Consider the following 20,184-nt stretch of genomic DNA (forward strand, 5'->3'; position numbering starts at 1 on the left):
TATTCTTATTCTGACATCGATCTTGAAGCAAAAAACTTCTCCCACTTGTACGTAATCGTTCCTTTTTGTCCAAGTAGATAAAAAATACCAAATAGAACGAGTAGGACAAAAAGTGAACCATATAAGGACATCTCACTAATCGCTTGCCCGAACGAGGTAAACAAGAGTGATGGGATGATTAATCCTCCAAATGAATATTTCATATATTCTTTAAAAGAAGATGTCATCTCCATCAAATACAAAGAAAGCAAGTGAAAATGAACAAATGGAAGCATTCGTAAGATCATAACCTGCCCCAGCGTTAACTGTCGGTTTTTAAATATTTTCGCTTTCATCTTCGCCATTCGATTGCGCAACGACGGAAAATAATTAACGAACTTATAAAAGAAAAAACACATTAATGTTAAGCCGATTAATGAATACATACTTCCGTAAAAGAAACCAAAAAAGTATCCACCGGCAATACAAACAACAATTACAGGTATAAATAAAAACGGGCGAATGAGGTGAAGGAGAATAAAAATGAGTGGAGCCAGCCAACCAGCCCGCTCAATAATTGTTGGAACAGCCTCGATGAAATCATTCATGATGTCTCTCCTCCTCTCTTGCTCTAATCCATTTTATGACTAACATAGACAATCTATGATTTTATATTCAGGTGTCTAAAAAGTGACTCATCATGATAACGAGGGATATACTTAAAACAATATGCAGCAAACAAAAAATGGGAAGTCCAATTTTAAACGTTTTCTTCTTTGTCTTGTGCCGAAATAACCTGGAAGATAATAACATTCCGAAAGCCCCACCAAAGCTTGCCCAAGTAAACAGTGCTTGCTCAGAAATTCTCGATTTCCTTTTTCGAGCTTTTTGTTTGTCACTCCACATCATGAAAAAGCCGACCACGTTTATAATGCCATAATACCATAGAAAAAAGTTGATAATTGCTATTTCCAAAACATAACCGCCTTTCATGATAAAGTCTTGTTCTATTGTATTCCCTCAAATAAGAAAAGCGCAAGGCGCCCTTACCCGACGACATGCAAATGTCCAGTCCGATAAAAAGTGCTTTTTACTTTTAATCGGGCAGGTTATTTAACACGAGACGATGGCGCTTGGAGCTAGACATCGAAACGTGGATTGTTTTCTTTCTTAACTCATAAAGAAAGTCACCCTCGAATGGAGAGTGACTTTTTAGATGTAGATAAAAAATATCTTTTTTAACCGTTTCTTTCAACAAATTACTTTAGGTTTGCTTTTGCTTTTTCAGCAAGTGAAGCAAAGCCTTGCTCATCGTTGATCGCGATGTCAGCTAGCATTTTACGGTTCATTTCAATACCAGCTTGCTTTAGCCCATGCATAAAACGGTTGTAAGAAAGACCGTTAATACGTGCTGCAGCATTAATACGTGTAATCCATAGCTTACGGAAGTCACGTTTTTTCTGTCTGCGGTCACGGTATGCATATTGTAAGGACTTCATTACTTGTCCTTGTGCTGATTTGAATAATCTATGCTTTGAACCATGATATCCTTTTGCTAGCTTTAGAACTTTTTTACGACGACGACGTGATACATATCCGCCTTTTACTCGAGCCATCGTAATCCCTCCTTAGTGAATAATTCTATCAGATGTTTTCGATTTATAGCATTGCGTCGATACGCTTTTGGTCGCTCTTATGAACCATTCCACTTTTTCTTAGCTTACGTTTTTGCTTTGTTGTTTTGTTGGCAGCTAAGTGGCTAGTGTAGCCGTGGGAACGCTTCAACTTGCCAGTTCCCGTTCTCTTAAAACGTTTTGCTGCGCCTCTGTGCGTTTTCATTTTAGGCATTTGCAAGTCCTCCCTGTTGAGAAAGATTAATTGTTGTCGTTGTCTGGTGAAAGAATCCAAAATTGGATCATGGTCGTTCAAAGTGTATCTTACTAAAATAGACTGCTTATTTTTCGTTGTTAGGTGCTAGCACTAAGAACATGCTGCGGCCTTCCATCTTCGGCTTTGCTTCGATGGATGAAATGTCTTCACATTGTTTTGCCAGTCGCTCTAACACTTCTCTTCCTAGCTGAGAGTGTGTAATCGCACGTCCGCGGAACCGAATCGCTGCTTTTACTTTGTCACCTTTGCTAAGGAATTTGCGCGCATTGCGTAGCTTCGTGTTGAAGTCGTGTTCTTCAATGTTCGGGCTTAACCGAACTTCTTTGACGTTAATAACTTTTTGCTTTTTACGAGCTTCTTTTTCTTTCTTTTGCTGCTCGTAACGGAATTTACCATAGTCCATGATTCGGCATACCGGCGGTTTTGCGTTTGGTGCAACCATCACCAAGTCAAGGTTGGCATTTTGGGCCATTTCCAACGCTTCATTCTTGGGTTTCACACCAATTTGGTCACCGTTTGCACCGACCAAACGCACTTCACGTGCACGAATGGATTCATTAATGAACATATCTTTACTAATATTGAGCCACCTCCAAAAGATTTAATACAGGATCAAAGCAAGACTATGCTACAGCACCGTCATGTTCCCCGCTTAGCTTGCGGAAACCACAAAGATGGTGTAGGCAAAGCAATTCTATCTCTGCACAAAAAAGCGTGAGCGCATAATCCGCCCACACCTCTACTGTAGAATGTTAAATCAGTGGTAACCTGTCAACTGCCAAGGCGTCAATCAGGTGAGAAGCGGGCGCTTCTGCTTGCTTTGCGTCCATATTTTGTTCACTAGAATAGAGTAGCACACTTCAAATAACAATGTCAACTACCTTTTCATGTATGAAACAAAGTTGTCCTTCTTTAATAATTCTCCACTGATTGTAACGTAGACTTCTTAAAAATACAAGTTTTTCAGGTAAACGCTGTTTCTTTCAGCTCTGGATAAACTTCAGCAAAATGTTCTGTCGTAAGGTTGCAGCTACCCAACTCTTTTAAGTAGGAGATACCTCTTGAATCTCTTCCCCCTCTGCGACAACATTTAAATTAAATTTTATTGAAAGTTATTACATACTTCTTATTTTCCATTTTTATCTTCTCAATTACTTGGCTACTATCGGGCATTTCCCTCAATTCCTATAGGACAGATACTTAGGGATTGCTGAATAACTCTAGAACCCAAATACAAAGGGTGCCGCTTCCATGGCTTCGCTTCAGCCTTCATTCGCGAAAGGCGTGCTCACTGCGGGGTCTTCTGCTGCTCCTGCGGTTCCTCGTCGCAAGAAGACCATTGTTGCTTTTCCTCAGGAGTCTCCCCCATTGCAGCAGCAGCCTCTACTTAGAAGAGAGTAAGTATCTGTCGAATCATGATAATCCTGCTTTCTTAAAGCAGAAAAAACTGCCGGAGAACCGGCAGTTTTCTAGCTTATGTTCGTTCATTAATATCTTTACTAATCCTGGCAACAAACTCATCCAATTCTACGATTTCTGTATCTTTTTCTCCGTAACGGCGGACATTAACGCTATTGGACTCAATTTCCTTATCTCCTAACACTAAAAGGTAAGGAATTTTTTGCATTTGAGCTTCACGAATTTTATAGCCTAACTTTTCATTTCGACCATCCACATGGACGCGTGCTCCGGCTTGGCGGAGCTTATCCTCCACTTTTCGCACGTACTCATCATGTACTTCACTTACACCGATCAACTGAACTTGAACCGGAGATAACCAAGTTGGTAGCGCACCTTTATATTCTTCAAGTAAAAAGGCAACAAAGCGTTCCATTGTAGAGACAACACCACGGTGAATGACAACAGGACGATGTTCATTACCGTCATCACCTACATAAGTCAAGTCAAATTTCTCAGGTAAATGGAAGTCGAGCTGAACAGTCGAGAGCGTTTCATCTTTACCGAGAGCTGTTTTTACTTGAACATCAAGTTTAGGACCGTAAAATGCTGCTTCTCCTTCTGCTTCTACATATTCCACATTCATATCATCCATCGATTCTTTCAGAAGTTCCTGTGCTTTTATCCACATTTCATTATTGTCGACATACTTTTCTTTATCAGCAGGATCCCGGTAAGATAAACGGAAGTAATAGTCATCAATCCCAAAGTCTTTATAGACATTTTGAATCAGCTCTACAACCCGGATAAATTCTTCTTTCATTTGATCCGGACGACAGAAAATATGGGCGTCATTTAGTGTCATTGCTCTTACTCGCTGAAGTCCAGCCAATGCTCCTGACATTTCATGACGGTGCATCATCCCTAGTTCTGCAATACGAACAGGGAGGTTACGGTAACTATATTTTTGGTGCTTGTACACCATCATATGATGCGGGCAGTTCATAGGTCGCAGAACAAGTTCTTCATTGTCCATTTTCATAGACGGGAACATGTCATCTTGATAATGGTCCCAATGTCCGGACGTTTTATAAAGCTCGGAACTTCCTAGAACGGGTGTATACACGTGATCATAGCCAAGGCGCTCCTCGAGATCTACGATGTAGCGTTCAATTGTACGGCGAATTGTCGCTCCTTTTGGCAGCCACAGAGGTAGACCTTGCCCGACTTTTTGATTAACAGTAAATATACCTAGCTCTTTACCCAATTTACGATGGTCCCGCTCTTTTGCTTCTTCAAGCATTTTGAGGTGTTCGTCTAATTGACCTTGTTTTTCAAAGGCAGTCCCGTAAATACGTTGTAGCATTTTATTTTTACTGTCTCCACGCCAGTAGGCACCATTTATTGTCATTAGTTTAAATTTCTTAATCTTTCCAGTAGACGGTAAATGAACGCCACGGCAAAGGTCAAAAAACTCACCTTGCTCATAAATGCTTATCTTTTCACCTACGGGAATATCTTCCAGCAATTCAAGTTTTAATTCATCTCCAATTTCTTCGTAACGACGAGCCGCTTCTTCACGGGAGACTTCTTTTCTTTCAATCGCTAAATTCTCATCAGCAATTCGTTTCATTTCCTTTTCGATTTTTGGCAAGTCTTCGGGTGTTAATGTATGCGACATATCTATATCGTAATAAAACCCGCCTTCGATAACAGGTCCAACACCGAGCTTAACGTCATCGAACAGACGCTTTACGGCTTGTGCCATCAAGTGAGCTGTGCTATGTCGAAGAATCTCAAGGCCATCACCACTGTCTAGTGTGATGATCTCAATTTTTCCAGCTTCACTAATTGGTGCTTTAAGATCTATGTGTTCACCATCCAGCTTACCAGCAACGGCTTTCTTCTTTAGTCCAGGGCTAATAGAAGCTGCTACATCTTCTGTCGTCGTTCCAGCTGGAAACTCCTTTTCTTTTCCGTCTGGAAACATCAATACAATCGCTTCGTTTATTTCTGCCATGTGTGTCACTCCTTTTGTTGTTATAAAATATAAGAAAAACCGCACAGCGGTCTTATATTAAAGCTGTTTTCTAAAAAATTGTTGCTTTTTGATCAAATTATCGCTCAAATCCGCTACAGGCGGCCACTTTCATCCCAGGGCACAAGTACGACATCCATCCTTCCTTCACTTCGTTCAGGTTCACGGTGTCTTCTTTGCTGCGGGCAACGCTTCACAGCCTCCTCGTTCGCAACCCTCGATCACTGCGGTGTCTTCAGCTGCTCCTGCGGTTCCTCGTCACAAGAAGACCATTGTTGCTTTTCCCTTAAGAAGAGTGGCGTAGCTGTCCCTTACTTAGAGTTGTTAAAATAAAAAACACCCATCCCTATAAAGGGACGAGTGTAGATTCAAATACCCGTGGTTCCACCCAGATTTCTAAAAGTACCTAGTTTTTCCCGAGGTATTTAACACCTTCAAAAAAACATACGTATGCTTTTAGCTTCATAAATCGGTAACGGGGTGGCCGTCAATAGTTAATAAGCTCCTTTTTCGTGCGGTTCCCTATTGAAGTTCAGAGGTGGTAATTTACTTTCCATTACTTAGGAAGCTTTCAGCCAGTGACTTCCCTCTCTTTACAAGATGTAAAAGTGAAATCGTGTCCTCATCGTAACTGCTTTTCATATCTACTTATGATACGTATTATAATAACCTCATTTCAGAAAAGCAAGGACTAATTGAAGTTTCCTCTTTTTTCAACACGCACCAATTTAATAAGTTTTTCATTATTATTGACGGGTACCTTATCTCTATACACAAATTAAGAAATTTGATTTTAGCAAAAAGAAATTCGTTCTTCGAAAATGGCTAATAATGTTCGTACAACTGGGCCTTCTTCCACTTCTTTACTATCATGAAGAAAAACTTTTCTTGGAGCCATACTCACCAATGGACTGATAATTCGTTCTGATACCGGAAGCGTCCCGTCAAATGCAACTCTATCGTCCAACATCCGCAGAATTTCCGGTAACGTAAAACGGTTCCATGAATGATCGTAAATCGACACAGGCTGATCACTTAATACAACATGGACAGCTTTAATCTTTGGTGACTCCTGAGCCAGATATTGTCTGCATGATTCTACCATCGTCTGATACTCTTGCTCCATTTTATATTCGTCGATGGCAACTTCAACAGCTTCGATGAGGCCTTTTCTTAGCTTCCGGAGCCGGAATTGGATAAAGGACTCGTAGGAAAACTTTGACGTTTCGTTTAAAATTTCACAAAAAAGCAAATGTAATTGGCGCTGTAGAAAAGATAAGTTATCCTCTAACTGAATATCTGGATGTTCATCTGCAATGATATCCCAAGCTAGTGCAACAATTTCATTAGACTCATTGACCTCTTGATAATAAAAGTGATTTCGTACCACGTCTTCAAGCCATGACTTTAAGTACACTTTTAATGTAAAATTTGTCATTACTGCGGCGACTGTCGTTAAAATTTCGTTTCGTTCTTGTTCGCCTGCATGTACGACCACCTCTACTTGAGTATCGTTTTTTCCTGTCACTAAGTCGACACTTTTACTTAAGTTTTCAAAACTCCCTACAGAGGCTTTAAGTTGCTCGCAGCAACTTAAGCACCTTTGTTTATCTTCAAACTGAATCGTTACCAACGGCAGCCCCTCCCAAACGTGCAAATCGAGTTGAGGGTCAAGACGTCTACCTGCTCTGTTCATCAACTCTTTGCAAACATCTAGTACATATATATGGGGCTGTCCTTATTTTATGAATAGTCTCTGTAAGAAGCCTTAGTTGAACTTAAACTTTTTTCGTAAAGAACCTAAAGTATAAATAAAAATGACGCAGCTTGAATGATTCTCAAGCTGCGTCATTTTACAATAATCCTAGTTTTGCATAACAAAATCTTTATCTGCTTGTTCTTCTTCCTTAAATACACGAAGAGTGCTGTACTTCGTGTCGCGCTGAGCTGGTGTTTTGCCTGCTTCACGAATGAGGCGCAGGATCAAATTCGTGTCCACTTTATGCGTCGCGCCAGCAGCTGAAACCACATTTTCTTCAATCATTGTACTGCCGAAATCGTTACAGCCATACGTCAATGACTTCTTCCCGATTTCTGGTCCCATCGTAACCCACGAAGATTGGAAATTAGGAACGTTGTCTAAGAAAATACGAGCAATAGCTAAGTTTTTTAAATATTCATCAGGTGTCACTTTTTCCGCTTTCATATTCGTATTATCAGGTTGGAATGTCCAAGGAATAAACGCAAGGAAACAATTCGTTTCATCTTGCGCGTCACGAACACGCTTTAAATGAAGTGCGCGCTCCTCACTTGTTTCACCAAATCCGATAACCATAGTTGCCGTTCCGTGCATGCCGACTTTTTTCGCCGTTTTCATGCACTCAATCCATTCTTCCCAAGTACCTTTAAGGCGACTGATTCGCTTTCTCGTACGGTTATCAAGAATTTCAGCTCCGCCGCCTGGTAGAGAGTCCAAGCCTGCTTTATGTAGCTCCGTTAGAACTTCTTCTAACGACAGCCCAGATACTTCAACCATTTTCCAGATCTCTGCTGGTGAAAAAGAATGCATCGTAATATCAAACCTCTTTTTAATTTCCTTCAGCAGATCAGTATAATAGCTAAATGGAAGATCTGGATTCGTTCCACCTTGCATGAGTATCTCTGTTCCATCGACGTCAATCGTTTCCTGGATTTTATCAAAAATAACGTTATCGTCTAATACATAGCCTTCTTCATGTCCTGGTGGACGATAGAAAGCACAAAAGCGGCAATACGTATCACAAAAATTTGTATAGTTAACATTTCTTCCAATGACAAAAGTCGTAATCGGCTCCGGGTGCCACTTTTGCATCATTTCGTTCGCCACTGCGCCAATTTTCTCAACTTCATTGCTCTCATACAGTTGAACGGCATCTTCTACTGAAATCCGTTCTCCTGCTCGAGCACGCTCTAAGATGTGATCAACGCTCATATTTTATATCCCCCATCCTGAAAAAGCTTTCAATCTATTAAACCTATCGTAACATAGAATTCCAACAAATAAATAGGAAAAGCACAGGCCTCTCCGTGGTTTGACGGTCTCATTCCGTTAATTGTTATACGTACGGCGGTTCACGCCATCCATGTACACTTCCTCATTCAAATGGCGAATCCGCTCCATAATGCGCTTCGCTTTCAACTCTTCAATATTTTCAACGCCGCCTTTTTGCGTATAGGTCAGATGTGCTTCTAAATCTTCGAGATCGTAATTAGAGGTAAAAATCGTCGGCAGCTTTTCCATCATTCGATATTGCAATAATGCTCCTAATATTTCATCACGTACCCAGGCACTCATCGTTTCAGCTCCGATGTCATCTAAAATAAGCACCGGCACTCGCTTCACTGTTTCCAATTTGTCCTGGTAGCTCCCGTCTGCAATGCCTTGCTTAAGCTCACGGAAAAAATCCGGTGTATAAATGATCATCGATTCGATCTTTCGCTCTGCTAATGCATTACTCACTGCCCCCATAAGATATGTTTTCCCAACGCCGAATTTACCGGTAATGTAAAGCCCCTTGCCGTCTTCTCCTGGAACAACGCCATGAGAAAATTTCAGCGCTTTTTCGATTGCATCCACTCGTGACTCATTATCCGGATCAATATCCTTAAAAGTCACCGCTACAATTTCTTTTGGTATATATAAGCTTTTAATAAACGATGCTTGCCGTTTCCGCTCGTCCGCTTTTCGCTTTAAAGGACATGGATGATACGAAATATGAATGTCATCTCTGTACATTTTCAACTCGGGTTGAAAGCCGTTCATCAAATTCGGGCAGTTCTCAAGTCCTGGACAGCTGTCACAATGCTCCCATTCTTTTTTAAACTGAAACAAATCATTTAATTGACGTTCGATTTGTGCACTCGCAAGCCCTGGGTTTCGGGCTAGAAACTTCTGAATCCGCTCGTCTTGCAGCACCTCCTGCATTAAAGCTTCAAGCCTTTTTTCAAAATTTCCTCCAGATAGCTTCTTTATGGATTCACCAATCGGTTCCACGTTGACCCCTCCCTTACTATTTCTTTTGCTCAAACTGCTGCATTAATTTTGCAAGCTCTTCCTTTTTCCGCTCAAGGTTTACGTTCGTTTCACCGTTCGCTTCACTCAGCTTAGGCTGCTCGTTTCCTTTTTCTTTTTCCTGAGCAAGCCACTTTGGCAACCGCTCTTTTCTCACATTTCTATTATTTTTCGTTTGTCTTTTACCGCTTGACTTTTGCGGTCCTTGCTGGAATTCTTTTCGCTTTTTGTTTTCTTGTTTAGCAATGACCATCGCTTGATTGACAGTTTGAATATTTTTACGGCTCCATTGCCCGGCAATCTTGTCCGCGAATCCTTTTGTTAGTTTCATGTCGTTAATCATTAAAATGTAATCAATCAACACATTAACGACCCCAGGCGGTAATCGGTAATCCAAAAGTAAATGTTCAACGATTTCCATATCAGCAGGTGGTACTTGGGCACCATCGCTTCGATTTTGCATCATATCCATTGGTGACGTCGTATCATAATAATGAATCATCTTCTCTTCTTCAGTTGTAGGCTCCGTTATATTTGAGGTTAGGTGTGCAGGCTGCTTCCTCAATGCTAGTTTAGGCGGATCCTGGCTATACAGCATCCGGTATCTTCTCTGAATTTGTTTTCGGAGCTCTGATATATTGAGGGCATCTTCATGGACCATTGTATCTTGAATAAACTTGCTCATTTCCATAGGCTCTACTTTATAGACAAAAGCAAGCTGAGCAATGGTCCGTTTGATCTGTTCTTTTTCCAAAGCTTCTTTGTTAATAAATGGTGGTAAATCAGCAAGCATTAGATCGAAATCAAAATCCTGTCCCTCAAACTGATAAGAATTTCCGTTTCCTTTACGCTGTTCGCCTCTAATAACATCCCCAGTTTGATCTTCCACTTCGATTTGAGAAGAAACCATTTCGGAATGATGAAGGCTCTGAAACACATGATCAAAAGCCTGAGTGACTTCTTCTAAATCCTCTGTTTCATGTTTGGGGAGAATAAACCGATTGCGTATGCGTCTGTACTGCTCTTTCCCTAATCGATTATATAAAAAGACACTTAGGACATCGTCTTTAAAAAATGCATCTGGATTAACAGGTTTATTTAATTCATAAATATATACGACTTCATCTTCTTCGTTCTTACGATAAGTGGACACTAAACCGATTGCTTCCAATTTTTTTCGTTCACTAAAAAGTTCATTTAAAGGCCTGCCGGTTAATACCATCAGTGTTTGGTGCTGTCTTTCCGGTAATTCCGAATCCGCAGCCTCTGCTTCGCTCCAGAGGGTTAGATACAAACTGTATGCTAGTGAACCAATTAATGGCTGGTACAACAACGTTAAGACATCCCGATCCGTTTCATGTAGTTTATCTTTCATTTGCACAAGGTACCGATCTATGGGTAAAAGTTCCTTCCAATGCATCATAAGCTCCACCTTACTTCTCATAACATCACTTTGTCTTTTTCCATTGTACCAAAATCTATCGGACGTCTGTATGGAATTTGTTAGGTACAATAGTAGTAGCTGTTTCCTAAAAGATTGTTTCTTTTGATAAGATAAGATCTTCGTTCGGATCCGCTACAGGCGGACGCTTTCACTCCAGGGCACAAGGGCGACATCCGTTCTTCCTTCACTTCGTTCGGATTCACGGTGGCTTCTTTGCCGCGGGCAACGCTTCAGCCTCCTTCTGGGGAACCACCTTGCAGGGTCTTCAGTCGTTGCTTTTCCCGCTGGTGTCACCGCCTTTCGCTCTTTCGTTCTATAAATCAAAAACAACCCCTTTGCGAATAGAACCTTTATTAAAACAGCGTTAACTTCCGCCGCATGTTTTAACGTCTCAGGGGTGCTATCGCCTTTACCTCATTAAAATTCTTAATCACTAAAAGACACTCGCAAAGCGCCTGGAGCTAGACACTGAAAAGTGGATTTATATGGTTACTCAATCTCAAACGAAAAAAGAGCTCCTTCCCCTTCAGACCTAAGGATGGAGGCTCTTCTTATTTCTAATTAAGAATTGTTTTGGTCAGCTTTCTTTAAAAGGTCTTTTAACTCCTCGACAAAGACATTAATATCTTTAAATTGCCGGTATACAGAAGCAAAACGAACATACGCAACATCATCAATTCCTGCGAGATATTCCATCACCTGTTCCCCGATATCATGACTATCAATTTCGGAAATTCCTTGATTTCTCAAGTCCCTCTCCACTTGATCAATGACATTTTCAAGCTTCTCAAGAGGTACTGGTCGCTTCTCACAAGCACGAATGAGTCCGCGCAGCATTTTTTCCCTACTAAACTCTTCTCGGTTCCCATCTTTTTTGACGACGATCAACGGCGTCTTTTCTACCCGTTCAAATGTAGTATATCGATATCCACATGACTCACATTCTCTCCTGCGTCGTATCGAACGGCTTTCATCACTGGGACGGGAATCTAAGACTCGTGTTCCATTATGTTGACAGTTTGGACATCTCATTTTATCCTCTCCCTTTTTTGTCGTCCGTTCTTGTTAAAGGATGTTCAAACATGCGCCTTAAAACCCTTGTGTAAGGTTATCACCAATACCGGTGCCAACAAAGGTAAGACGCCCGTTCAAGTTTTTATACTGTTCGTAGATGATTTTACGACTGTAGCCAAAATCAGTAAAAAGAGGCGTATCGGTTGTCACAGCAAAATCAACAGCAGTACGATACGGTCTTACCATAATGACAGTGATAACCATAAAGATTTTCTTTCCTTGATCGCTGCGCACAATAATTTCACCGTGTTCTGGAGACGTCGATTTTACCTTAAAGCCCTTCTTTTGATTGATCATTGCCTCTACTTCAGCCATCACTTTTTCTTTTGTCGATTTATAATAATGCGTTTTTAATTTCTCGTCTACATGATTTTCTCGTGTTTCTGTATGTGCACTCATATACTTTTGTACTGTATCTTTAAATCCCATTATTCATCCCACCTTAGCACTTTAAGAATAGCAGGAAATGACAGTTTGTTCAATATTTCCGGAAAATTGGTGCGATTTCTTTGTAGTGAATGGCTCTTTTATTTTGCTATTTGCTTTTTGATTACATCCTAATGGGTAAAGAGATGTCCAGGGAAAAATTAATACCTTTTACTCACAATACACAGTCATTTCCCAAGCTTGAAATGCCTATATTTTAATGAAAGTAAAGGGGGGAACATCAATCGATTTCCTACAATTTGTTGTCGATGAGGCTTTGATTGTCATACCTGTGTTAATGATTATCGGAAAGATAATTAAGCAAACTCCCCACGCACCCGACTGGATGATTCCTTATTTCTTGCTTATTTTAGGAATTTTATTTACCGGCATTTTGTTAGGTTTTTCTTTCGAGTCTTTTATACAAGGAGTTCTCGTAACAGGTGGCGCGGTATATGGCCACCAGCTCATCAAACAGACAAGAAAGCCCAGGAACACCCGCAAAAAGAGGGCGTCCAAAAGGTAATATATACTTTTCGGTTACCCCTCCTTCTATTGATTGTTGTTGCTCAAACCGATAAAAAGAAGCATGAAAAAAGATACTTTCAAAGTATTTCACTTAAAAAGTATCTTTGTTGTTCTTTATCTAGTAGTAGACAATGGTCTTTCCGTACGCGGTTCTCCAACTTTTATCGGTCCCATGCCACGGGGAATTTCCACTGCTTCATTTAATTTCGCATCAAGATGTTTCGCAATATAATTTGCAGCAATGTTCGGATCAATTCTGTCACCGCACGTATACACGTCTATGCTAGCGTAGCCGTGCTCTGGAAAACTGTGAATTGTTAAGTGAGATTCACTAATTATGACTACACCACTAATTCCTTGTGGCGCAAATTTGTGAAAAGCCACTTCCCGCACTTCTGCACCTGCTTCAAGTGCTGCATTTACAAATAATTTTTCGATAAACCCCATGTCATTAAGCTTCTCGATATCACATTCCCAAAGCTCTGAAATGACGTGTCGTCCCATGGTTTCCATACCGAAATCCCCCTTTACGTATGTTTCATGCCTTCCTTACTAAGCATGGAGGAATGTGATCACTACGGGGGAAAGTTAGTCCAGAGAGGTCCTAACCCATTAGTAAAGGTTCAAAAATCCTTGAACAATCACTAGTAACGATCATCCCTTCTATTGCTTTTATTCGAAGATCACGAAAAATAGTATACTTCGTTTGCATTTTTTTTGCAATGCCTTTTTTGTTCACGATCGGGGGCGATAATGGGGAACCATTACCATCTTTAAAACATCAGCTCTTTATTTACGCCGTCACCTCTGATTGTTCTTTCAACCGTTCACCTACGTGTTCAATTAAGTTTACGACACGGCAGGAATATCCCCATTCATTATCATACCAAGCAAGCACTTTTACTTGACGGTTATTCATGACCATTGTCGACTGCCCGTCAATGATGGAGGAATTTTCATTTCCATTAAAATCAACCGAAACAAGAGGATCATCAGTATATGAAAGGATACCTTTCAATTCATCTTCCGCTGCTTTTTTTAGTACATCGTTTACTTGTTCTACTGTTACGTCTGTATACAAATCAACCACTAAATCGACTAGAGAGACGTTTGGAGTCGGAACACGAAGGGCCATTCCGTTCATCTTCCCTTCAAGCTCTGGTAAAACTTTCGCAAGGGCTTTTGCTGCTCCAGTCGTCGTTGGAATGATCGATTGACCACATGCGCGAGCTCTACGCAAATCTTTATGTGGATTATCAATATTTTTCTGGTCATTAGTGTAGGAGTGTACCGTAGTCATTAGCCCGGATTCAATACCAAATGCATCATTTAATACCTTCGCCACCGGTGCAAGACAATTTGTTGTACATGAGGCATTCGAAATAATATCATGTGCTTGCGGATCATAATCTTCTTCGTTTACACCATATACAATCGTAATATCTTCATCTTTCCCTGGTGCTGTAATGACAACTTTTTTTGCCCCCGCTTCAATGTGGTAAGTTGCTGTTTCTTTGGATTTAAACTTCCCTGTTGCTTCTACAACGATTTCTATACCTAAGTCCGCCCACGGTAATTCCAGTGGGTTTCGATTATTAAGTAAGTAAACTTTGGAACCGTTTACAACCAAGTGATCACCTTTTGCTTCCACTTCTCCCATAAATGGGCCGTGAACGGTATCATATTTAATTAAATGGGCTAGTGTTTCCGCTGGGTAGGAAGCATTAATAGCCACCACTTCTAAATTTGTGTCTAACACAGCTTTGCGAAAAACCATTCTGCCAATACGGCCAAAACCATTGATTGCAATCGTCGTCATGAGAAAGACTCCTTCCACTTATATGTGTTATACTATTAAAGGTTTAATTCAATTTTAGTATAACATATTTTATGCGAGTAGGTCGTAAATTTCGAATAATTTTTTTCAATTGTACGAATGTCTTGAGAGAAGAGAAGTTTAGTTAGGGATTGCTGAATAACTCTAGAACTCAAATACAAAGGGTGCCGCTTCCATGGCTTCGCTTTCCGCAGGCAACGCTTCAGCCTCCTCATTCGCGAAAGGCGTGCTCATGTTGCTTTTCCTGCAGGAATCTCCGCCATTGCAGCAGCACCCTTGGCTCCCCCCATGTGTATCTCAAAATCAAGTGCAAGGCTTTTAGCAAAAGAAGAGTTATCTCCTTGCAGATTCTCTCCATGAGAAAGAGCATATCCTCTTGCCTTGTAGGCGTATGCTACTTATTCAGCAGCCTCTAGTTAGAATGCTTTTGTAGTTCAAAAAGCACACACTTTACGAAAACAGCCTTGAAAAAAAAGCTTCATTTAAAGAAGACGTCTGACTTAGCTAGTCAAGACGTCTTTACTCCCCATTTTTGCAACACTTTCATTACTTGTAGTTTTGTATTTGCGACAGAACCACTATTGTCAACAACAGCATCAACGAGATCCTGTTTGTCATCTAATGGCATTTGCGAACGGATTCGACTCATGGCCTCGTCTTCTGAAGATTGATCCCTTTGAATTAAACGTTCAAGCTGAGTTTGTTTATCCAAGTAAACAAGAAGAGACTTGTCCACTAAGTAGGTAAGTTCACTTTCAATTAAGAGAGGAATATCCAGAACGACATTTTTATAACCCTTCGCTAAAAAATCATCCCGCTGGCGTTTCATTTCAGTTCGTACGGCAGGATGAACAATACTGTTTAACAGCTTTCTTTTTTCCTCATTATTAAAAATAATAGCACCAAGTTTTTTCCGATGAATCGTTCGGTCTTCATTAGTTATTTCATTACCAAATGCCTGGACAATTTTTTCATAAGCGTCTTGCTCGGGTTCTACGACCTCCCGAGCAATCACATCGGCATCCACTACAGGAATACCCCAACCTTGAATCATGGCGGAAACGGTACTCTTCCCACTTGCAATCCCGCCTGTAAGCCCAATTATCATCGGCAGTTCACCTGCTCTCTTATATTTTCCAGATTCCTAACAAGATGAGTACGGCTCCAGGAATAAATGAAAATCGTTTCATCCACTTCGTATCAGAAAATACAAAGCCGCTTTTCATACCTAACGTTAAACATAAAGCACACATTAAGGCTACACTTACAGCCATATAAAGAGGTGAAAATCCAATAAGGGCCGCTCCTATCCCCGCACCAAACGCATCAAGCGATAAAGCAACACCTAAGAGAAACGCTTCTCTTCCGGTAATGGTCCCTGAGTTATCTAAGTCAGCCACCATCGGCTTTCTTAGTACGCGAATGACAATCCCTAGTTTCTTAATTTCAAAATTGAATATCAGTTCCCGTTCTTCCTTTGATTTCTTATCTTTTTTCGCAGGATGATAAATTTGATACAGCGCCCACGCTCCGATCAAAATAAGAATTAAGCCTCCGATAGATTCTGCTACATTCGGACTCATCACACTGGCAATACCTGCACCCACCGACATCGCAACAAGAATAGATGTAGCTGAACATAAAGCGATAAAACATAAAGAGCGAAACGGCAGTTTCATTTTTCGAAGCCCGTATGTTAGACCTACACCGAAACTGTCTAAACTTACGGCAAAGGCTAATAGCAATAAGGAGAATAACTCCACCATTGGTATGCGCTCCTTTCCTCAACCATCGATATGATAGTATATGGCATGAGCCCATCCAATGTACGAAGGAATTTTTCAATCTAAAAAAGATAGTTGTTTTCATGAAGTTTGTTGCGTTTCCCTTCGTTACGAAACATACGTGATTAGTAAATTTCTAATACCGTTACAAAAGCGGCTGACAGTTGGGACATGTGTGAGTGCCTCTTCCCCCTACCACGGTGCGTATAATTTCATTACCACACTGCTTACATTCATCCCCGCTTCTTCCATACACGAAGAGTTGTTGTTGAAACATCCCCATTTCTCCTTGTCCATTCACATAGGATTTAATTGAGGATCCTCCTTGTTCAACAGCCCCCTTCAACGTTTTCACGATGCTGCCGTGAAGCTTAACGGCTTCTTCTTCTGATAACGAGTCTGCCCGACGTTCAGGGTGAATACCGGCTAAAAACAGAGCTTCATCAACGTAGATGTTGCCAAGACCTGCTAGGATCGTTTGGTCCAGTAGGGCCGGTTTAACCTTCCTTGTCGTACGCTTCAATTTTTGCATAAGGTGAAAAGGAGTGAACGCTTCAGTAAATGGCTCTACACCTAACTGAGAGAGGGGGAGGCTTTTGAGCTCCTCTCCTCTTGGGAACAGGTGCATCGTTCCGAATTTCCGAACGTCGCGATACCTTAACTCTTCATCTCCAACGAGCTGAAAAAGGACGTGTGTATGTTTATCAATTTCTTCGCCTGATTGGAACAATCCGTAACGTCCTTCCATCCTCAAATGTGAAACGAGAGTCCATGAATCTAAATATAACAATAAAAACTTTCCTCTTCGGCCGATGGACTGAAACGTCTCCCCTTTGAGTAAGTCTGCAAAAGCATTCGCATCATCAGGACGCTTAATCATTTTTGGCCAACGTACATCGACTTGTTCAATCGTTTTACCAACGATGAGTTGTTCGAGTGTTCGTTTGACTGTTTCTACTTCTGGCAATTCAGGCATATGACTTCATCCTTTTTTGCATTTCTAATTATTTCGCATCGTACCATGTGTCTCCGTAGGATACGTCCACTTTTAACGGCACGTCAAGAGATATAGCACTTTCCATCACTTCAGGTACGAGAGCCTTCATCGTCTCAACTTCTTCTGGAACAACTTCAAAAATCAACTCATCGTGTACTTGTAAAAGAAGCGTCGATTTAAGTTCTTTTTCTACCATTCGCTCAGCAATATCGACCATCGCTTTTTTGATGACGTCAGCAGCACTACCCTGGATGGGGGTATTCATGGCCGTACGTTCTGCAAAACTACGCTGGTTAAAGTTACGGCTTGTAATTTCCGGTAGATAACGTCTACGATTTAACATCGTTGTTACAAACCCTTTCTCACGTGCCTCGTCGATGATGTTATCCATATAATCCTTAACACCAGGGAAACTTTCAAAGTAGCGTTCAATAAAACCTTTCGCTTCTTTTCTTGTAATCCCTAAACTTTGAGATAACCCGTAATCACTAATCCCATAAACAATGCCAAAGTTTACAGCTTTGGCAGTTCGCCGCATGTTGCTCGTCACTTCTTCTCGCTCTACATGAAACACATCCATAGCAGTTTTCGTGTGTATATCCATATCCCCTCGGAAAGCTTCAATTAACTGATCATCTTGACAGATATGTGCTAACACTCTTAGTTCAATCTGCGAGTAGTCAGCTGCAAATATAACAGCACCTTCTCGTTCCGGAACAAAAGCATGCCGGATTTTCCGTCCTTCTTCAAGTCGGATCGGAATGTTTTGCAGGTTCGGTTCTGTCGAGCTTAATCGGCCGGTTTGTGTTAACGACTGATTAAAAATCGTGTGAATTTTCCCTGTCTTTTTGTGAATGACTTTTAAGAGACCTTCAATGTAAGTCGAATTGAGTTTACCGAGCTGGCGGTAAAGAAGAATTTTTTCCACGACTTCATGCTGGTCCTGAAGTTTTTCGAGAACATCTGCTGAAGTAGAGTAGCCGGTTTTTGTCTTTTTTACGACAGGCAAGTTCAGCTTTTCAAACAACACTTCACCTAGCTGTTTTGGCGAGTTGATATTAAATTTCATTCCTGCAAGTTCATGGATTATACTTTCGATTTCTGCTAATTTTTTTTCAAGTTCAGACCCCATGTTTTGAAGTTCCTCTTTATCAATAGAAACACCGTGCATTTCCATTCTTCCTAAAATGACGGATAATGGCATTTCCAGATTATAAAAGAGTTCTTTTTGTTCATTGTCTGCAAGTTCCTGATCTAATTCTTCACGTAAAGCTAAAATAGCAGCTGCTTTCCGGCATATGTGCTGCGCAAGTGTATCATCTTCTGGTATTTTACGCTTTTTTCCTTTTCCATACACATCTTCATCATGTTGGACGAGTAAACTGTTTTTTCTGCGGGAGATATCACTTATATCATGCGAACCAGAAGCAGGATCAATAAGGTAGGAGGCTATTTGCACATCGAAAGCTACACCATTAAGCGTAACATTTTCCCAACCAAGCCCTACAACCGCTCGTTTTGCATCAAAAATAAATTTTTCGCTTTCTTTATTTTTAGCCCACTCAGAAAAAACTTTACTATTTAAAGCTACGTCAGTTGGAATAAAGTAAGTTCCTGATTTATTGGCAACAGACACGCCTAGGATATTACCTTGATGATAATTTTCCTCTAATACTTCAACAACTAACGATGACGGAGAATCAAGCATTTCCTTTGTGACCTCGGATACGTATGTAATATCCAAATCCTCGATATCCACCTCTTCTGCTTCGCGGTCTCCATCGACCTTGTTTAAAAGGGAGTTAAACTCAAGTTCTTTGAATAAGGAAACAAGTTTTTCTTTTTTGTGTTCTCCGACAACGGCATCTTCATAAGAAGCCTCTACAGGTGCGTCGCACATAATCGTAGCCAGCTCTTTACTCATCAATGCTTGTTCCTTATTAGCTTCGAGCTTCTCTTTGAGTTTTTTACCCGAAACCTGATCTAATCCGTCATAAACGCCTTCTACCGTTTTATGCACCTTCAATAATTTGAGCGCCGTTTTTTCTCCGACTCCCGGTACACCTGGGATGTTATCTGAGCTATCTCCCATGAGCCCTTTCATGTCAATAATTTGCATCGGTTTAATACCGTATTTTTCATTAATTAGTTTTATGTCGTATGTATCTAAATTTGTAATTCCTTTTTTCATCATCGCGACATGAATATTATCATCGACTAGCTGAAGTAAGTCTTTATCTCCAGAGTAAATCTTGACGTCCCAGTTTTCTTTTGAAGCTTTTTTTGACAGCGTCCCGATAATATCGTCTGCTTCATAATTATTAATTTCGTAATGTTTAATGTTAAAAGCATCAAGGAGCTCCCTCATATAAGGAAGCTGTTCTGAAAGCTCAGGGGGTGTTTTCTCACGCTTTCCTTTATAATCTTTAAAAGTCTCGTGACGAAATGTTGTCTTTCCCGCGTCAAATGCTACTAACATGTGAGAAGGTTTTTCTTCTTCTAATATTTTCAATATCATTGTCGTAAAGCCATATATTGCATTTGTATAAATGCCTTTTTCTGTATTTAACAACGGCAAAGCAAAGAATGCGCGATAAGCTACACTGTTTCCATCTACAAGAACAAGTTTGTTCAAGTTCAACACCTCAATTTATAATGATATGCTTATTTTATCAAAGTTCGAGTAGGATACAAACCATATGACAACCGTCTATTTATAAAAAGGCCAATCAAGAAAA

The 20,184-nt window shown here is 40.6% G+C and carries 19 protein-coding genes and 1 other annotated feature; of the genes, 1 reads left to right on the forward strand and 18 read right to left on the reverse strand.

Features of this window, described 5'->3' with window-relative positions; translation table 11 throughout:
- Positions 1-5: 5 nt before the first annotated feature.
- The 12 genes from CDZ94_RS08250 to CDZ94_RS08305 all read right to left on the reverse strand — a co-directional run bounded on the left by CDZ94_RS08250 (position 6) and on the right by CDZ94_RS08305 (position 12,303).
- Positions 6-587, reverse strand: coding sequence for a TVP38/TMEM64 family protein (locus CDZ94_RS08250; protein WP_096436024.1), 582 nt, complete (start codon positions 585-587; stop codon positions 6-8).
- 67 nt (positions 588-654) lie between these two features.
- Positions 655-972, reverse strand: a complete 318-nt coding sequence (locus CDZ94_RS21965; protein WP_096436026.1) for a DUF1294 domain-containing protein — start codon at positions 970-972, stop codon at positions 655-657.
- A 266-nt stretch (positions 973-1,238) separates the two neighbouring features.
- Positions 1,239-1,595: a 50S ribosomal protein L20 gene (gene rplT, locus CDZ94_RS08260; protein WP_096436028.1), complete on the reverse strand. Its 357-nt coding sequence runs from the start codon at positions 1,593-1,595 to the stop codon at positions 1,239-1,241.
- 43 nt (positions 1,596-1,638) lie between these two features.
- On the reverse strand, positions 1,639-1,827 hold the full coding sequence (rpmI, locus tag CDZ94_RS08265; RefSeq protein ID WP_096436030.1) for a 50S ribosomal protein L35: 189 nt from the start codon (positions 1,825-1,827) through the stop codon (positions 1,639-1,641).
- A gap of 106 nt (positions 1,828-1,933) precedes the next feature.
- Positions 1,934-2,437 (reverse strand): translation initiation factor IF-3, encoded by a 504-nt coding sequence (infC, locus tag CDZ94_RS08270; protein ID WP_096436032.1) that lies wholly within the window; start codon positions 2,435-2,437, stop codon positions 1,934-1,936.
- A 132-nt stretch (positions 2,438-2,569) separates the two neighbouring features.
- Positions 2,570-2,692: a sequence feature (ribosomal protein L20 leader region), on the reverse strand.
- 651 nt (positions 2,693-3,343) lie between these two features.
- Positions 3,344-5,287, reverse strand: coding sequence for a threonine--tRNA ligase (thrS, locus tag CDZ94_RS08275; protein ID WP_096436034.1), 1,944 nt, complete (start codon positions 5,285-5,287; stop codon positions 3,344-3,346).
- Positions 5,288-6,098: 811 nt separating this feature from the next.
- The gene (locus tag CDZ94_RS08280) at positions 6,099-6,938 is read right to left on the reverse strand and encodes a putative sporulation protein YtxC (RefSeq protein WP_157812135.1); all 840 of its coding nucleotides are present in this window, start codon (positions 6,936-6,938) and stop codon (positions 6,099-6,101) included.
- 231 nt (positions 6,939-7,169) lie between these two features.
- Entirely contained in the window at positions 7,170-8,276 is a 1,107-nt protein-coding gene (gene mqnC / locus CDZ94_RS08285; RefSeq protein WP_096436037.1) for a cyclic dehypoxanthinyl futalosine synthase, read from the reverse strand.
- A 117-nt stretch (positions 8,277-8,393) separates the two neighbouring features.
- Positions 8,394-9,338 carry a primosomal protein DnaI gene (gene dnaI / locus CDZ94_RS08290; protein WP_096436039.1) on the reverse strand — a complete coding sequence of 315 codons (945 nt, stop codon included), beginning with the start codon at positions 9,336-9,338 and terminating at the stop codon, positions 8,394-8,396.
- Positions 9,339-9,354: 16 nt separating this feature from the next.
- Positions 9,355-10,779, reverse strand: a complete 1,425-nt coding sequence (locus CDZ94_RS08295; protein ID WP_157911722.1) for a replication initiation and membrane attachment family protein — start codon at positions 10,777-10,779, stop codon at positions 9,355-9,357.
- 582 nt (positions 10,780-11,361) lie between these two features.
- A complete protein-coding gene (gene nrdR, locus CDZ94_RS08300; protein ID WP_096436043.1) occupies positions 11,362-11,832 on the reverse strand; it encodes a transcriptional regulator NrdR in 471 nt (156 codons plus the stop codon).
- Between the two features lie 57 nt (positions 11,833-11,889).
- The gene (locus CDZ94_RS08305) at positions 11,890-12,303 is read right to left on the reverse strand and encodes a DUF1499 domain-containing protein (protein WP_096436045.1); all 414 of its coding nucleotides are present in this window, start codon (positions 12,301-12,303) and stop codon (positions 11,890-11,892) included.
- Positions 12,304-12,520: 217 nt separating this feature from the next.
- Here CDZ94_RS08305 and CDZ94_RS08310 point away from each other — a divergent pair, with 217 nt between their 5' ends.
- The gene (locus CDZ94_RS08310) at positions 12,521-12,826 is read left to right on the forward strand and encodes a phage holin family protein (RefSeq protein WP_280951839.1); all 306 of its coding nucleotides are present in this window, start codon (positions 12,521-12,523) and stop codon (positions 12,824-12,826) included.
- Between the two features lie 116 nt (positions 12,827-12,942).
- Here CDZ94_RS08310 and speD read toward each other — a convergent pair whose 3' ends face one another.
- From speD to polA, 6 genes are all read right to left on the reverse strand, one after another.
- Positions 12,943-13,341 carry an adenosylmethionine decarboxylase gene (gene speD, locus CDZ94_RS08315; RefSeq protein ID WP_096436047.1) on the reverse strand — a complete coding sequence of 133 codons (399 nt, stop codon included), beginning with the start codon at positions 13,339-13,341 and terminating at the stop codon, positions 12,943-12,945.
- A gap of 280 nt (positions 13,342-13,621) precedes the next feature.
- Complete coding sequence (locus CDZ94_RS08320; protein ID WP_096436049.1) at positions 13,622-14,647, reverse strand: glyceraldehyde-3-phosphate dehydrogenase; 1,026 nt, start codon at positions 14,645-14,647, stop codon at positions 13,622-13,624.
- Positions 14,648-15,173: 526 nt separating this feature from the next.
- Positions 15,174-15,779 carry a dephospho-CoA kinase gene (coaE, locus tag CDZ94_RS08325; RefSeq protein ID WP_096436051.1) on the reverse strand — a complete coding sequence of 202 codons (606 nt, stop codon included), beginning with the start codon at positions 15,777-15,779 and terminating at the stop codon, positions 15,174-15,176.
- A gap of 13 nt (positions 15,780-15,792) precedes the next feature.
- Positions 15,793-16,431: a sporulation membrane protein YtaF gene (ytaF, locus tag CDZ94_RS08330; RefSeq protein WP_096436053.1), complete on the reverse strand. Its 639-nt coding sequence runs from the start codon at positions 16,429-16,431 to the stop codon at positions 15,793-15,795.
- 163 nt (positions 16,432-16,594) lie between these two features.
- Complete coding sequence (gene mutM / locus CDZ94_RS08335; RefSeq protein ID WP_096436055.1) at positions 16,595-17,425, reverse strand: DNA-formamidopyrimidine glycosylase; 831 nt, start codon at positions 17,423-17,425, stop codon at positions 16,595-16,597.
- A 28-nt stretch (positions 17,426-17,453) separates the two neighbouring features.
- Positions 17,454-20,081 carry a DNA polymerase I gene (gene polA / locus CDZ94_RS08340; RefSeq protein WP_198546703.1) on the reverse strand — a complete coding sequence of 876 codons (2,628 nt, stop codon included), beginning with the start codon at positions 20,079-20,081 and terminating at the stop codon, positions 17,454-17,456.
- Positions 20,082-20,184 lie beyond the last annotated feature (103 nt).

This window comes from Alteribacter populi, assembly GCF_002352765.1.
Lineage (GTDB): Bacteria > Bacillota > Bacilli > Bacillales > Salisediminibacteriaceae > Alteribacter > Alteribacter populi.

Bases quoted from the DNA above. Each gene is read 5' to 3' on its own strand.
- CDZ94_RS08250 (WP_096436024.1), bottom strand. From the start codon at position 587: ATGAATGATTTCATCGAGGCTGTTCCAACAATTATTGAGCGGGCTGGT.
- CDZ94_RS21965 (WP_096436026.1), bottom strand. From the start codon at position 972: ATGAAAGGCGGTTATGTTTTGGAAATAGCAATTATCAACTTTTTTCTA.
- rplT (WP_096436028.1), bottom strand. From the start codon at position 1,595: ATGGCTCGAGTAAAAGGCGGATATGTATCACGTCGTCGTCGTAAAAAA.
- rpmI (WP_096436030.1), bottom strand. From the start codon at position 1,827: ATGCCTAAAATGAAAACGCACAGAGGCGCAGCAAAACGTTTTAAGAGA.
- infC (WP_096436032.1), bottom strand. From the start codon at position 2,437: ATGTTCATTAATGAATCCATTCGTGCACGTGAAGTGCGTTTGGTCGGT.
- thrS (WP_096436034.1), bottom strand. From the start codon at position 5,287: ATGGCAGAAATAAACGAAGCGATTGTATTGATGTTTCCAGACGGAAAA.
- mqnC (WP_096436037.1), bottom strand. From the start codon at position 8,276: ATGAGCGTTGATCACATCTTAGAGCGTGCTCGAGCAGGAGAACGGATT.
- CDZ94_RS08295 (WP_157911722.1), bottom strand. From the start codon at position 10,779: ATGATGCATTGGAAGGAACTTTTACCCATAGATCGGTACCTTGTGCAA.
- nrdR (WP_096436043.1), bottom strand. From the start codon at position 11,832: ATGAGATGTCCAAACTGTCAACATAATGGAACACGAGTCTTAGATTCC.
- CDZ94_RS08305 (WP_096436045.1), bottom strand. From the start codon at position 12,303: ATGGGATTTAAAGATACAGTACAAAAGTATATGAGTGCACATACAGAA.
- CDZ94_RS08310 (WP_280951839.1), top strand. From the start codon at position 12,521: ATGAAAGTAAAGGGGGGAACATCAATCGATTTCCTACAATTTGTTGTC.
- speD (WP_096436047.1), bottom strand. From the start codon at position 13,341: ATGGAAACCATGGGACGACACGTCATTTCAGAGCTTTGGGAATGTGAT.
- CDZ94_RS08320 (WP_096436049.1), bottom strand. From the start codon at position 14,647: ATGACGACGATTGCAATCAATGGTTTTGGCCGTATTGGCAGAATGGTT.
- ytaF (WP_096436053.1), bottom strand. From the start codon at position 16,431: ATGGTGGAGTTATTCTCCTTATTGCTATTAGCCTTTGCCGTAAGTTTA.
- mutM (WP_096436055.1), bottom strand. From the start codon at position 17,425: ATGCCTGAATTGCCAGAAGTAGAAACAGTCAAACGAACACTCGAACAA.